This window comes from Ideonella alba (assembly GCF_018069875.1).
GTDB classification, from domain to species: Bacteria; Pseudomonadota; Gammaproteobacteria; order Burkholderiales; family Burkholderiaceae_C; genus Ideonella; species Ideonella alba.
Genome location: NZ_JAGQDF010000011.1, coordinates 121,106 through 135,353, shown reverse-complemented (window position 1 = coordinate 135,353; position 14,248 = coordinate 121,106). Strand labels below are relative to the sequence as shown.

At 72.5% G+C, this 14,248-nt stretch carries 11 protein-coding genes; 1 reads left to right on the top strand and 10 read right to left on the bottom strand.

Translation table 11 applies throughout. From position 1 onward, the window contains the following. Positions 1-2 precede the first annotated feature (2 nt). From pyrR to KAK07_RS18160, 3 genes are read right to left on the bottom strand one after another with little or no spacing between them, the layout of a single operon-like run. Entirely contained in the window at positions 3-509 is a 507-nt protein-coding gene (pyrR, locus tag KAK07_RS18170; protein WP_210853252.1) for a bifunctional pyr operon transcriptional regulator/uracil phosphoribosyltransferase PyrR, read from the bottom strand. Further along, positions 506-934, bottom strand: coding sequence for a Holliday junction resolvase RuvX (ruvX, locus tag KAK07_RS18165; RefSeq protein WP_210862327.1), 429 nt, complete (start codon positions 932-934; stop codon positions 506-508). The genes pyrR and ruvX overlap by 4 nt, the downstream gene beginning before the upstream one ends. After that, positions 931-1,509, bottom strand: coding sequence for a YqgE/AlgH family protein (locus KAK07_RS18160; RefSeq protein WP_210862325.1), 579 nt, complete (start codon positions 1,507-1,509; stop codon positions 931-933). The genes ruvX and KAK07_RS18160 overlap by 4 nt, the downstream gene beginning before the upstream one ends. 60 nt (positions 1,510-1,569) lie before the next feature. Here KAK07_RS18160 and KAK07_RS18155 point away from each other — a divergent pair, with 60 nt between their 5' ends. Continuing rightward, the gene (locus KAK07_RS18155; protein WP_210862323.1) at positions 1,570-3,054 is read left to right on the top strand and encodes a cryptochrome/photolyase family protein; all 1,485 of its coding nucleotides are present in this window, start codon (positions 1,570-1,572) and stop codon (positions 3,052-3,054) included. Here the strand turns inward: KAK07_RS18155 and KAK07_RS18150 are convergent, their stop codons facing one another. From KAK07_RS18150 to KAK07_RS18120, 7 genes are all read right to left on the bottom strand, one after another. After that, the gene (locus tag KAK07_RS18150; protein ID WP_210853259.1) at positions 3,055-4,071 is read right to left on the bottom strand and encodes a GGDEF domain-containing protein; all 1,017 of its coding nucleotides are present in this window, start codon (positions 4,069-4,071) and stop codon (positions 3,055-3,057) included. It abuts the gene before it with no gap. A 6-nt stretch (positions 4,072-4,077) separates the two neighbouring features. Further along, positions 4,078-10,110 carry a hybrid sensor histidine kinase/response regulator gene (locus tag KAK07_RS18145; protein ID WP_210862321.1) on the bottom strand — a complete coding sequence of 2,011 codons (6,033 nt, stop codon included), beginning with the start codon at positions 10,108-10,110 and terminating at the stop codon, positions 4,078-4,080. Between the two features lie 12 nt (positions 10,111-10,122). Further along, on the bottom strand, positions 10,123-12,438 hold the full coding sequence (locus tag KAK07_RS18140; protein ID WP_210862320.1) for a methyl-accepting chemotaxis protein: 2,316 nt from the start codon (positions 12,436-12,438) through the stop codon (positions 10,123-10,125). A 40-nt stretch (positions 12,439-12,478) separates the two neighbouring features. Further along, positions 12,479-13,009 carry a chemotaxis protein CheW gene (locus tag KAK07_RS18135; protein WP_210862318.1) on the bottom strand — a complete coding sequence of 177 codons (531 nt, stop codon included), beginning with the start codon at positions 13,007-13,009 and terminating at the stop codon, positions 12,479-12,481. Positions 13,010-13,018: 9 nt separating this feature from the next. Further along, the gene (locus tag KAK07_RS18130; RefSeq protein WP_210853267.1) at positions 13,019-13,384 is read right to left on the bottom strand and encodes a response regulator; all 366 of its coding nucleotides are present in this window, start codon (positions 13,382-13,384) and stop codon (positions 13,019-13,021) included. A 75-nt stretch (positions 13,385-13,459) separates the two neighbouring features. Next, complete coding sequence (locus tag KAK07_RS18125) at positions 13,460-13,867, bottom strand: response regulator (RefSeq protein ID WP_210853269.1); 408 nt, start codon at positions 13,865-13,867, stop codon at positions 13,460-13,462. A gap of 73 nt (positions 13,868-13,940) precedes the next feature. Continuing rightward, entirely contained in the window at positions 13,941-14,093 is a 153-nt protein-coding gene (locus KAK07_RS18120; protein ID WP_210802892.1) for a rubredoxin, read from the bottom strand. Positions 14,094-14,248 lie beyond the last annotated feature (155 nt).

The window sequence follows — 14,248 nt, the reverse complement described above, 5'->3', positions numbered from 1 at the left end:
GGTCACGCCTCCCGGTCGTTCACGGTGAAGGTCAGCGCACCCTCGGCGGTGCGCGCCAGCTGCAGGCTCTGGCTGACCGGCAGCGCGACACGGGCGGCCGCGAAGGCGGGCTGGATCGGCAGCTGGCGACCGCCGCGGTCGACCAGCACCGCCAGCTGCACGCTGGCCGGGCGGCCGAAATCGAACAGCTCGTTGATCACCGCGCGGATCGTGCGGCCGGTGTAGAGCACGTCATCGATCAGCAGGATGTGGCGGCCGTCGATGGCAAACGGCAGGTGGGTGGCATCGGTGGTGGCGGCCAGGCCGCGCTCGCCGAAGTCGTCGCGGTGCAGCGCGCTGCTGATCACGCCATGGGCGCCGGGCAGGCCCAGGTCGGCCTGCAGGCGCTGGGCCAGCCAGGCGCCGCCCGACCAGATGCCGACCAGCGAGGTGTCGGGGCGGAGCAGCGGGCGCACGCCGGCCAGCAGCTCGGCGTAGAGCGCGTCGGCGTCCAGGTTCAGGGTACTCATGCGCAGTGTTCCCGCAGGAATTGGGACAGGATGATCGCGGCCGAGGCCGCGTCGGCATCGGCCGCGCCGGCGGCCAGGGCCTCGGTGGTGGTGTAGCGCTCGTCGACCTCGTGCACCGGCAGGCCGAAGCGGCCGTGCAGCTGGCGGGCGAAGCGGCGCGCACGGCGGGTATTGTCGTGCTCGGCGCCGTCGGGGTGGAAGGGCACGCCCACCACCAGCGCGTCGGGCTCCCACTCGCGGATCAGCAGCCCGATGGCGGCAAAGCGGGCATCGCCTTCGGCGGCGATGGTGCGCAGCGGCTGGCCTTCGCCGAGCAGGCGGTTGCCGCTGGCCACGCCCACCCGCTTGAGGCCGAAATCGAAGGCGAGAAAGCGGGAGCCTGGCGGGGGGACGGTGGCGCGGGCGGGGGCGCTCGGCGCGCTCACGCGTGCCCCGCTTCCTGCGACAGCATGCGCGGATCCACGCCCAGCAGCTGCATCGCCCGCTGGTAGCGCTGCTCGATGGGGGTGTCGAACACCAGCGCGGCATCGGCCGGCACGGTGAGCCAGCCGTTGCGGCCGATCTCGTCCTCGAGCTGGCCAGCGCCCCAGCCGCTGTAGCCCAGCGTGACCAGCAGGCGCTGCGGCCCGTGGCCGGCGGCAACAGACTCCAGCACGTCCTTGCTGGTGGTCATCGCCAGTCCGTCGGGCACCGCCAGGGTGCTGGCGAAGCCGGGGGTGTCCGCGCCCAGGGGTTCGTGCAGCACGAAGCCGCGCTCGGTCTGGACCGGCCCACCGAAGAACACCGGCTGGGCGGCCAGCGCCTCGTCCGGCAGGCTCAGGTCGACCTTCTCGAACAAGGAACCGAGCGTGATGTCGGTGGGCTTGTTGATCACCAGGCCCATCGCCCCCTGGGCGTTGTGCTCGCAGAGGTAGACCACCGAACCGGCGAAGTGGCCGTCCAGCATGCCCGGCATGGCGATCAGGAACTGGTGGGTGAGGTTGATGCCGTCCGAGGCCATGCCCACGATTCTATTTCACCCCGCCTGCCAGGGCTGGCCGATCCGGGCGACACTCGGCCGATGCACAAGGCCCTGGACCATGCGCTGGTCTGGTTCCGACGCGACCTGCGCGCCGAGGACCACGCCGCCCTCTACGCCGCCTGCCGCTCGGCGCGGCAGGTGCATGGCGTGTTCGTCTTCGACACCGCCATCCTCGACGCCCTGCCCCGGCGCGACCGCCGCGTGGCCTTCATCCGCGCCAGCCTGGTCGACCTGGACAGCCAGTTGCAGGCGCTGGGCCGAAGCCACGGCGTGGAGCGGGTGCACCTGATCGTGCGGCACGGCGACGCGCGCGCACAGATCCCGCAGTTGGCCAGCCAACTGGGCGTGCAGGCGGTCTATGCCAGCCACGACGATGAGCCCGACGCACTGGCCCGCGACGCCGCGGTGCGCGGGCGCCTGGCCGACCTGGGCGTGGTGCTGCACACGATGAAGGACCACGTGGTCTTCGAGCGCAGCGAGGTGCTGACCGGCAGCGGCACCGCCTACAGCGTGTTCACGCCCTACAAGAACGCCTGGCTGCGCCAGCTCACCGACTTCTACCTCAAGGCCTGGCCGGTCGCCCACCACGCGGGGGCGCTGGCGCCCTGGCCCGATGCGCTGGGCGAGCCCGGCGTGCCCACGCTGGCCGAGATCGGCTTCGAGCCGCCGCCCGCCGATGAGCCGCACCTGCCCGCCGGCAGCGCCGGCGGCGCCGAGCTGCTGGCCGACTTCCTGGGCCGCATCGACCGCTACGACCGGGCGCGCGACTTCCCGGCCGTCAAGGGCCCGAGCTACCTGAGCACCCACCTGCGCTTCGGCACGCTGTCGGTGCGGCGGCTGGCGCGCGAGGCCTGGCACCGGATGCAGGGCGGCTCGCGCGGCGCCGAGGTCTGGCTGTCCGAGCTGGTCTGGCGCGACTTCTACCACCAGATCCTGCACCACCACCCGCGGGTGGTGGGCCACGCCTTCAAGCCCGAGTACGACGCCATCCATTGGGAGCACGGCAAGCATGCCGACGCGCTGTTCGCCGCCTGGTGCGAGGGCCGCACCGGCTACCCGCTGGTGGATGCCGCGATGCTGCAACTGGCCCGCACCGGCTACATGCACAACCGGCTGCGCATGGTCACCGCCAGCTTCCTGACCAAGGACCTGGGGATCGACTGGCGGCGCGGCGAGGCCTGGTTTGCGCTGCACCTGAACGATTTCGACCTGGCCGCCAACAACGGCGGCTGGCAGTGGGCAGCCAGCACCGGCTGCGACGCCCAGCCCTACTTCCGCATCTTCAACCCGGTCAGCCAGAGCGAGAAGTTCGACCCCGAGGGCAAGTTCATCCGCCGCTACCTGCCGCAACTGGCCGGCCTGCCGGCCAAGTCCATCCATGCGCCCTGGCTGGCCAAGCCGCTGGAGCTGGCCGAGGCCGGCCTGCGCCTGGGGGTGGATTACCCGGAGCCGGTGGTGAACCACGACGAGGCCCGGCAGCGCACGCTGGCGCGCTTCGCGGTGGCGCGCGCCGCCAAGACCTGATCAGAAGAACTCGACGTCGCTGGTCTGCACCAGGTCGCTGAGCTCGCCTTCGCGCACCAGCGCGGCGTGCGAGCGGACCTGGTTGCGGCCGTGGCGCTTGGCGTAGTAGACCGCCATGTCGGCGCGCTCGACCGCCGCCGGGGGCGTGTCGCCGGAGCGCACATCGGTGTAGCCCACGCTGACCGTGACGTGCTGCACCCGCGGGAAGACGAAGGCCTCGACCTGGGCGCGAAAACGCTGCAGCGCGGCCATGGCTTCGTCCTCGCCCGGGCAGCGCAGCAGCACCACGAATTCCTCGCCGCCGAAGCGGTAGAGCTTGTCCAGCGCGCGAAAGCTCTGGCGCATCACCCGCGACAGCAGCAGCAGCACCTCGTCGCCGATCAGGTGGCCGTGCTGGTCGTTGACCTGCTTGAAGTGGTCGATGTCGACCACGCCCAGCCAGTAGCGCTGCTCACGCACCACGCGCCGCTCGGGCTCGTCGCCCATCTGGCTCAGGGGCAGCGCCGAAGCCCGGTAGAAGGTGTCGTCGAAGCTCTTGCGGTTGAGCAGGCCGGTCAGGGTGTCGCACTCGGTGTAGTCGAGCAGGCTGACCAGGTTGCGGTAGATGTCCAGCAGGCCGCGCACATCGGCCAGCGCGGCCTCGTCCGGCGCCACTGCCGTGCGCGCCTCAACCACGCCCAGCACCCCGGCACTGCCACGCAGCGGCAGCAGCGTCACGCCGGGTGTGGGTGCCGGCGGCTCGGGGGCGCGCATGCAGTCACGCCAGTCGGGGTGCTGGTCCAGAGGCGGCAGGTCGAGCAGTTCGACCCAGGACGGATCGGCGCAACTGGCCTGTTCGGCCGGCCCGACCTGGGCGCCCACCAGCCAGCGCTCGTCGCCCGCGTCGCCCAGCAGGCGGGCGATGCGCACCTCGTCGGCCGCCAGCCGCAGGCGGATGGCCTGCGCCAGGCACAGGTCCATCTCCTCGCGGTTGCGCAGCGCAGTCAGCTGGGTGAGTTGCTCGATCAGGCCGGACATGGGCGTTCAGGCAGGCGCCAGCACGGACTGGCGCACCAGCGCCAGCAGCGTGTCCTCATCGTAAGGCTTGCCGAGATAATGGTCCACGCCCAATTCACGTGCATGATCCCGGTGTTTCTGGGCGATGCGCGAGGTGATCATGATCACCGGCAGGTCGGCCCAGCGCGGCTCGCCGCGCACGTTGCGCACCAGGTCGAAGCCGTCCATGCGCGGCATTTCGATGTCGCTGAGCATCAGCGCCGGGCGCTCGGCGGCCAGCATTTCCAGCGCCTCCAGGCCGTCGCGGGCCAGCGCCACGCGGTAGCCTTCGCGCAACAGCAGGCGCTGGGTGACCCGCCGCACGGTCAGTGAATCGTCGACCACCAACACCAGCGGCGCCGAGGGTTCGGTCTGGGCGTCGGCCACCGGGCTGTGCTGCGGCACCGCGGTGCTGGCCTGGGTCAGGCGGGCGCGGGCCTGTTCGCCGTAGACCGCGGCCAGTGCCACCGGGTTGTAGATCAGCACCGTCTGGCCGTTGGGCAGCAGCGACATGCCGGCCAGGCCCGGCAGGCGCGCCAGCTGCGGGCCAAGGTTCTTGACCACCACTTCCTGGTTGCCCTGCACCTCGCGCACATGCACCACCACCCGCTGCGCCGCCGAGCGGATCACCAGCACCTGGGCGGTGCGGCCCTCGACCTGGCCGCGCTCGGCCAGCTGCAGCAGCCCGCCCAGCCAGAAGAAGGGCAGATCGCGGCCGTTGTGGGCCAGCACGCCGCTGGTGTAGGCGGCCTCCAGTTCGGCCGGGGTGATGCGCCGCACCTGCTCGACCAGGATCGACGGCACCGCCACCACCTGGCCGCCCACGTCCAGCGGCACCACCTGGGTGACGGCGGTGGTCAGCGGCAGGATCAGCCGGAACGAGGTGCCCTGGCCGGTGGCCGACGAGGTCTCGACGCGGCCGCCCATGGCGGTCACCTCGGAGCGCACCACGTCCATGCCGATGCCGCGGCCGGCCAGCTCGGTCACCTCGTCGGCGGTGGTGAAGCCGGGGCGGAAGATCAGCTGCGCCAGCTCGGTCTCGGTGGGCCGGTCCTCGGCGCCCAGCAGGCCGGCGGCGCGGGCGCGCTCGGCGATGCGGGCCAGATCCAGGCCGGCGCCGTCGTCGCGCACCTCGATGCGCACCTCGTTGCCCGAGGGGCGGACCGCCACCTCGATCGCGCCGGTGGCCGATTTGCCGGTGGCCTCGCGCAGACCCGGCGGCTCGATGCCGTGGACCACGGCATTGCGCAGCAGGTGCTCGAAGGCTGGCGTCATGCGGTCCAGCACGCTGCGGTCCAGTTCGGCGCTGCCGCCCGACAGGTCCAGCCGGACCTGCTTGCCCGTCTCCTTGGCCGCCTGGCGCACCACGCGGTAGAGGCGGTCGGAAACGGTGTCGAACTCCACCATGCGGGCGCGCAGCAGGTCGTCCTGCAGCTCGCGCGTCATGCGCGACTGCGCGGCCAGCTGGTCCTCGGCCGTCTGCAGCGACTGCTGCAGGCCGCGCTGCACCGTGCCCACGTCGCCGACCGACTCGGTCAGCATGCGGGTCAGTTCCTGCACGCGGGTGAAGCGGTCCATCTCCAGCGGGTCGAAGGCCTGGTTGGACTGCCGCGCGGCCTCCATGCGGGAGGTCATCTGGGTTTCGGCCTGCAGGTCGAGGTCGCGCAGCTGGCGGCGCAGGCGCTCGAGGTTGTCGGTCAGCTCGCGCAGCTGGCCGCGCATCTGGCCGACCTCGGCGTCGATGCGCGCCCGCGCGGTGCCCACCTCGCCGGCATGGCTGACCAGCCGATCCAGCAGGCCGGCGCGCACCCGCACCTGGGCCTGGCCGGCCGGCGCCGCATCGGCCAGCACGGCCCAGGCCGGGGGATCGACCGGCTGGGCAAAGGCGCTCCAATCGATGCGGGGCTGGTCCTCGCCCCAGACGGGGGCCTGCGTGGCCACGGGCGGGGCAGCCAGCGCGCTGGTCGCAGGGGCCGCGGGCTCGGCAGGCTCCGCCTGGGCGACCGGCTGAAGGGTCTCGGGCGGCTGCTCGGACACCTGGGGCGCCGGGGCCGCCACCGGCTCCAGCGGCATCGGCCGGCTGGCGGCCTCGTCCAGCGCCATCGGCCGGCTGGCGGTGTCGACGGCCGGACGGTCCAGCAGGCGCTGCAGCTCCTCGGCCAGGGCGTCGACGCTGGCGTGCAGCTGGGCAAAGGCGGCGGCATCGGGCGCGCCGCGCGCGGTCAGCGGCTCGACCGCGGTTTCCAGGCGGTGGGCCATCTCGCCCAGCCGCATCGCGCCGGCCAGCCGGGCGCCGCCCTTCAGGGTGTGCAGCGAGCGCATCGCGGCGATGCCGCGGCCGGGCTCGTGGGGTTCGGCGTCCCACTGCCGGACCTGCTCGGCCAGGCGCGGCAACAGCTCGCGGGCCTCGTCGACGAAGATCTCGAACAGCTCCTCGTCCAGCGCGTCCACCGCGTCGACATCCGACACCGACAGCGCCGGGGCGTGGGCCAGACTGGACGCTGCGGCCGGCGGGGACGGTGGCTCCGCCGGCCGGGTCGGGGTCAGCGGGGTGTACTGGACCGTGCCCAGCGCGGTGTCCTCGAAGCCGATCGCGGCGCTGGGTGCGGCGTCATGCGCTTCGGGCTCGGGGTGCAGGCGCTGGGCGCCCGCCTGCTGCTCATGGGCGTCCAGCCGGGCCAGCAGTTCAGCCGGCACCGGCTTCAGGAAGCCCGCGGCGAACTGGTGCAGCAGGCGGCGGATCTCCTCGGCCACATCCAGGAACAGCAGCGCCTCGGCCGGGTGGCCCTGGCCGCGCTGCTGCGCATGCTCCAGCTGGTGTTCCAGGCGGCGTGCCAGCGCCGACAGCTCGTGGTAGCCGACCGTGGCTGAATTGCCGGCCAGCGAGTGCGCCAGGGCCACCGCGGTGTCGCTGACCGGCCGCTCGAGCTCGTGCTGCCACTCGGCCAGGTCGGTGGACAGGCGGCGCGACTGCTCGTCGGCCTCGTTGAGGTAGATGTTGAACAGCGCGATCGGCACGCGCAGCGCGCCAACCTGCTTGAAGGCATCGGGGTCGGGTTCGGGGGCCGGGGCGGGGCCGCTGCGGCTGGCATCGTGCACCAGGGTCAGCACCGGCGCCGACGGGGCCGGCGCGGGGCTGCCGTCCAGGGCGTCCAGGTCCAGCTCGAAATCGACCGGTGCGGCCTCAGGCGCGGCGGCGGCCTCGGGGGCTGCCGCGGTGACCTCAGGTTCCGGCTCGGCCGCGGGCGGTGCCGATGCAGCCGCCGCCGTCTCGCCGAGGTCGAGATCCAGCGTCAGGTCCAGATCCAGGTCCAGACCGGGCATCGGCGGCAGCTCAGGGAGCGGCATCGGCTCGGTGGGCAGATCGAAGCCGTCCAGCGGCGGCGCGGGCTCCACCACCTCCAGGCCTTCCGGCAGCTCAGCCAGTGCCGCCAGCTCAACGGCCCCGGTCTCCGGGGCCGGATCGGCCACCTCGGCCAGCGGCTCGGCGGGCGGCTCGGGCAGCGTCTGCGGCGCCAGGTCCGGCCCGGCGGCGGGTTCGGGGGCCGACGGTGCCAGCGCCGGCTCGTCGCCCAGGCCCATCGGCGCCTGAGCGCGCAGCGCGTCGGCGCGGGCGATCAGCGCGCGGCCATCGTGCGGACCGTCGTGGCCCAGCGCGCGCAGCGCACCGGTCCAGTCCCGGAAGGTGTCCAGCGCCTCGGTGGTGAACTGGCGCAGCTCGGCGTCGACCGCCGCTTCGGCCTGGGCCAGCCGGGTGTTGTAGAGGCGCTCGCAGGCCCAGGCAGCCTCGCCGAAGGCCGGCAGCTGGACCATGCGCGAGCTGCCCTTGAGGGTGTGGAAGGCCCGCCGGACGGTGGTCATGGCCTCCAGATCGGCCGGCCGCTGGGCCAGGGCCTGCAGGGCGTCGCGGGCCTGCGCCACCACCTCGTCGGCTTCCTCGAAGAAGACCGAGCGCATGTCCTCGTCGTCGTCGACGGCGGCCGCTGCCGGCGCGCTGACCGGCGCGGCATGGGCCTCATCGCGCAGCGACTGCAGGGCCTGGGCCACGTCGGCGCGCGCCGCTTCGGCCGACTCGGCCTGCTGCAGCGCCTCGCGGGCCTGGGCGGTGGCCTGGGCCAGCGCCGGGTCCTCGGCGGCCACGGCGTGGTGGGACAGCAGCTCCAGGCGATGCGCCAGGTCGGCCGGACTGATCGCCTGCTGATCCAGGTCGCCGGCCAGCGCCTGCGCGCGTTCGCGCAGCGCCGGCTCGGCGGCCGCTGCGGCCGGCGCGGTGCTGGCATGGCTGCGGCCCATCACCGCGCTGAAGCGGCCGGTGTCGGCATCGAAGCGGAACAGCGTGCGCGCCAGCTGGGGCTGCACGCCCAGCAGGTCGATCAGGAAGGACATCACGCCCAGGTTGTCGGCCAGACGGGCGGCGGCATCGCCGGTGTCATCGCCGGCCAGCAACTGGTCAACGTCCTGACGCATGCGCTGCACCGCCTGCGAGGCCGGGCCCAGGCCCAGCACGCCCAGCACGCCGCGCATCGTGGCCAGCTGGGCCGGCACCGGGATCAGCAGCTCGCGCTCCTGCGGGTGGCGGTGGTAGCGGTCGAGCTGCTGCTCGACCTCGGCCAGTGCGGCGCGCAGCTCCTGCACCACGCTGCCCATGGTCTGGCGGTCGGAGACTTCGCGGTAGAGCGCCTCCATCCAGGGCTCGATCGGCTCGGCGCCCTGCCCGCTCAGCAGTCCCTGCAGACGCTGCGACAGGCGTTGGATGCGCCCCCCCAGGTCGGCCTGACCGAGGTCGTCGAGCGAGGCATCCAGGCACAGCAGCGCGGTCGCCATTTCCATCGACAGCTCGGCGCCCGGCGCCTTCTGCGCCCCGGCGCAGTGCTGCACCGCGTCGACCAGCGCCCGCGCCAGCGCGTCACCGCCCGGGTAGAGCTGGCGCACCGACTCGGCCACCAGCGCCACCTGCTCGCTGCAGGCGGGCAGCACGCCGTCGTCGCCCGAGGCGGCCACGGCCCAGATGTCCTTGAAGGCGGCAAAGCGCCGACGCGCCTGCGGCACCAGGGCCGGGTCGAAGCGGCCCAGCGGACTGTCGTCGTAGTCGACCCGGTCCAGCGCCGGCAGGGCCAGCTGCTGGCGCACCGCGTTCAGGCGCGGCGCGGCCTCCGGGCCGCCCGAGCGCGCACGGGCACAGAAGAAACTCAGGTCCTGCAGCAGGCGCTGCGGCACGATGTCGGCGCCCTTGGCACTGGCCCGCAGCTGCGACAGCAGGCGCGAGCCCAGGCGCTGCACATGCACGTCCGGGTTCAGCAGGCGCCAGGCCTGGGCCTCGTAGAAGGCGCTGGCCAGGCGCCACAGCACCGCGTGGCTGGCATCCGGCGCACCACTGGCCATGCCGGCGAAGATGCGGCTCAGCCGGGCCTGGGCGTCGACCTGGCCGCGCATCGCCGGCAGCAGCGAGCCCTCGATCGCGGCACCCACGCGCGGGTCGTCGGCCAGCAGCGGCGCGGCATCGGCCGCCAGACCGGCCAGGGACTCGGCCGCCGGCGCCTGCCACAAGTCGGCGGGATGGATGCGCTCGGCGCCGGCCATGCCCATGACCGTGCGGTAGACCGGGAACAGCGCCAGCGAGGACACCTCCTGGCCGTTGAGCCGCCGCCCCAGGTAGTCCAGCAGCGCGAAGGACAGGCGCTCCAGCGCCGCCACCTGGTCGGCCTGCAAGGCCGAGCCCTCGGCCCCCAGACGCTGCAGCAGCTGCTCGCTGGCCGACAGGCAGGTGGCCGCCACCGGCTGGCCGATCATCGACAGCACGCCGCAGCCCTGGTGCACCAGGCTGCGCGCCTGCTGCAGCGCGGGCGTGGCGACCAGGCCTTCGCCCTGGCTGCCGCCGCGCAGATCCTGGTCGCGCAGCAGCCGGCGCAGCGCCTTGTGGGTGGTGTCCAGGCTGCGCCGCAGCTCGTCCAGCACCCAGGCCAGCGCGGTCAGGTCGCCGTCGGCGGGCGGGGTGTCCGGGGTCAGGGCCGGGTCGTGCATGCGGCGCGCTCGTCAGGCGATCTTGAAGCGGTCGACCGACTGGCGCAGCTCGCGCGCGCTGCGCGAGAGCTCGTGCACCATCTGGGCGGTGGAGCGCGTGCCCTCGCCGGTCTGCTCGGTCACGGCGAAGATGTGCTGGATGTTGACTGCCACCACGTTGGCGCTCTCGGCCTCGCGGCGGGCCTGCTCGGAGATGCGGCCGATCAGGCTGGAGAGTTCGCGCGTCACGCGGTCGATGTCGGCCAGCGCCGAGCCGGCGGCGTCGGACAGCGAGGCCCCGCGCACCACGCCCTGCGTCGAGTGTTCCATGGCCGCCACCGCGTCCTGGGTGTCGGTCTGAATCGTCTTCACCAGCGCCGCGATCTGCCGCGTCGCGTCGGCCGAGCGTTCGGCCAGCCGCTGCACTTCCTCGGCCACCACCGAGAAGCCGCGGCCGGCTTCACCGGCCGAGGCCGCCTGGATGGCGGCGTTGAGCGCCAGCACGTTGGTCTGCTCGGTGATGTCCGAGATCAGCTCGGTGATTTCGCCGATCTCCTGCGAGGACTCGCCCAGCCGCTTGATGCGCTTGGAGGTCTCCTGGATCTGCTCGCGGATCGCGTTCATGCCGCCGATCGTGTCCTGCACCGCCTGGCGGCCGTTGAGCGCGGCTTCCAGCGACTGGCGCGCCACGTCCACCGTCTGCTGCGCCTCGGCCGACACCTGGTTGATGCGCGCCGCCATCTGCAGCACCGACTCGCCGGTCTCGCGGATCTCGCGCAGCTGCTCGGACGAGGCCGCCAGCAGCTCGGTCGAGGTGGACTCGACCTGCTGCGTGGTCTGCGCCACCCGCTCGGTCGTGCCCTGCACCTGGGCCACCAGGTTGCGCAGTTCCTCCACCGTGTAGTTCACCGAGTCGGCGATCGCGCCGGTGATGTCCTCGGTCACGGTGGCCTGCTGGGTCAGGTCGCCCTCGGCCACCGACTGCAGCTCGTTCATCAGCCGCAGAATCGCCGCCTGGTTGGCGTCGTTGACACGCTTGGCCTCGCGTTCCTGCTCCTCGGCCGCCAGGCGCTGCTGCTCGGCCTGCACCGCACGCTGGGCCTGTTCGCGCACATACAGGCGCAGGATGCCGACACCGCCGGCCAGCATCGCCGCCAGCGACACCACCAGCAGCAGCACATGCAGGCCGCGCAGGCCGCCCTGCGATTCCAGCGCCGACTGCACGGCCTCCAGGCCGGTGCGCAGCTTCTCGCTGTCGCCGACGATGGCCGACTGCGCCTCGCGCGCCGACACCAGGCCCTGCAGGTTGCCCAGGATCGAGCTGGCCTGCGTGCGGGTCTGCTCGTACTGGGCGATCAGCTGCTCCAGCCGCTCGCGCGTGGCCGCGTCCTTGGTGCCGGGCAGGCGCAGGTCGACGCTGCCCTTGAGCAGGCCGTCGGCGATCTCGCGGAAGGTGATCAGGTCCTTGCCCAGCAGGAACACCGCCTCGGGGCTGACGCCTTCGAGCGTGAGGAATTCGTTGGCGGACTTGCCGATGCGCTGCGTCAGCATCACCAGCTGACCCACGCCCGACAGCTCGGCCGGCGTGGCATTGGACTGCAGCTTCAGCGAGGAGACCGTCTCGGCCAGCTCCAGCATGTCCGACGACTGGCGGTTGATCGTGCGCAGCGCCTGGCCGACCTGGGTCAGCGTGGCCTGCTGTCCCAGCACGACGGTGGCGTTCTTCTCGGCACGCTCGACCAGCGGCAGCAGCTCGGTCACGCCCTCGGCGGCGGCGCCGTCGACCGACTCGACCTGCTCATTGCCATTGGCCAGGCCACGCACACCGGCGGCCAGCACCTGCGAGCTCTCGCGCACCTCGGGGAAGGCCGAGGCCGCGCCCACCAGCGCCTGCGACACCGACTTGGCCAGCCGCTGCGACTGCATCAGCACCTGGCCGGTGGTGCCCAGCTGCTTGGCCTGGCGGCCCGAGGCGCCCAGCGCCAGCACCGCGGTCAGCGCGAACACCACGGCACCCACCGCGATCAGGGTGAACAGCACGCGCTGCTGCTGCGCCGCCGACTGGTGGCCGATCAGCGGCAGCGCGGCCTGGGTGGCCGGGCCGTCCGGGCCATCCGGGCCGTCGGCCAGGCGCGAGGGCAGCGCCTCCAGCGGCGCGGCGGCGCTGGTGGCCGTCCCATCGCCCAGCGGCTGCGCCTGCGATTGCGCAGCCAGGCGCTGGTCGATCTCGCTGAGCAGGGCCTCGACGTCCGAGTCGCTGGCGGTGTCGCGCGGCGCGGCCTGCGCGTCGGCCGCAGCGGCGTCAGAACGGCGGGGCCATCGGTTCTTCAGCTGGTCGAACAGACTCATCGGATCCTCGGGAAAAACGCGCCGGTGCGGCCGGCGCTTGTCATGTGGGTTGGGCCTCGGCCACATCCAGGAAACGTGCATCGGAGGCCAGGGCCGCCAGGTCCAGGGCCTGCCAGACGCGGCCCTGCTCATCACGCCAGCGGGCCCCGGCGAACGCAGGCTGCGGCTCGCCGGAGGCACCTTGCAGCTGCATCCTCGCCGCGTCGCGCAGGCCCATCAGCCGGTCGACACGCAGCGCGCAGTTCAGCCGCAGCTGCGGGTTCAGGGCCACCAGCTGCGCACCGGCAGGCGCCTGGGCTTCATCGCGCAGGCCCAGGAAGCGGGCCAGGTCGACCACCGCATGCAGCTGGCCGCGCAGGTTGGCCACGCCCACCAGCCAGGGGCGCGCATGGGGCACCACCGTCAGCTGCCGGGCGTTGTGGATCTCGCCAGCCTGGCCCAGCGGCAGCAGCACGCCGACACCGGCCACCTCGACCGCCAGCCAGCCGGCCTCGCGCGGCTGGTCCCGGACCGCCTGCAGGCGCTCGGCCAGCCGGACCTGGAGTTCCTTCAGCGCGTCCTTCTTGGCCATGACTGGCAATCAGCCCAGGGCCTCGATCTTGGCCATCAGATCGTTCGGGTCGACCGGCTTGACGATGTAGTCGCGCGCGCCCTGGCGCATGCCCCAGACGCGGTCGGTGTCCTGGCCCTTGCTGGTGCACATGATCACCGGGATGCCGGCGTAGCGCGGGTCGCGGGTGATGGTGCGGGTGAGCTGGAAGCCGTTGGTGCCGGGCATCACCACGTCCATCAGGATCAGGTCGGGGCGCTGTTCGTGCAGGCGCCGCATCGCCTCGTCGCCGCCCTCGGCGGTGGCCACGGTGAAGCCGCGCTTGGTGAGCAGGTCGGAGAGGTAGTGCAACTCGGTCTTCGAGTCGTCCACCAGGAGGATGTGCTGGATGGCCATGGGCGTTGTCCTCGGCCAGGTCTCGGCCGCTTGGGTGTCTTCGAATTGCTGCGTATCGTCCCACGACATCGTTGTTTACCCCGGCTGCGGGCAGAACTGCGCCACGGCGCGCAGCAGCTGCTCCTTGGTGAAGGGCTTGGTCAGGTACTCGTCCGAGCCGACCATGCGGCCGCGCGCCTTGTCGAACACACCATCCCGCGAGGACAGCATGACGACCGGCACGGCCGAGAAACGGGGGTTGCGCTTGATGATCGCGCAGGTCTGGTAGCCATCCAAGCGCGGCATCAGGATGTCGCAGAAGATCAGGTCGGGCTCGGTGTCGTTGACCTTGGCCAGCGCCTCGAAGCCGTCCTCGGCCAGCAGGACCTCGTAGCCGCCCTGGCGCAGGAAGATCTCCGCGCTGCGACGGATGGTGTTGCTGTCATCGATGACCAGCACCCGGGGCGTGCCTGACGCGGGCCCGCTCGTCTGCGCTTCACTCACCTCGCGCCCCCTAACGACATGTGGCGATCGGTGCCGCCGTGTTCCGGCCCGGATCCTCGGGTCAGCCGACCGCTCAGATCTGGACCATCTCGAAATCTTCCTTGCGAGCGCCGCACTCCGGGCAGGTCCAGTTCATCGGAACGTCGGCCCAGGCCGTGCCGGCAGCGATGCCGTGCTCCGGGTCACCGGCGGCTTCGTCATAGATCCAGCCGCAGATCAGGCACATCCAGGTTCTGGTTTCGCTCACGGTGGTGGAGTCACTCACTACAATCGTGCGGAGTATAGCGACGACGCCTGAGGAAAAATCAAGGGCTCGTCGGCACATACGCAACATAGCTCAAGCTTTTCCGTAGTTTTCCAGCGCCCGGCCCGAGCCCCCGG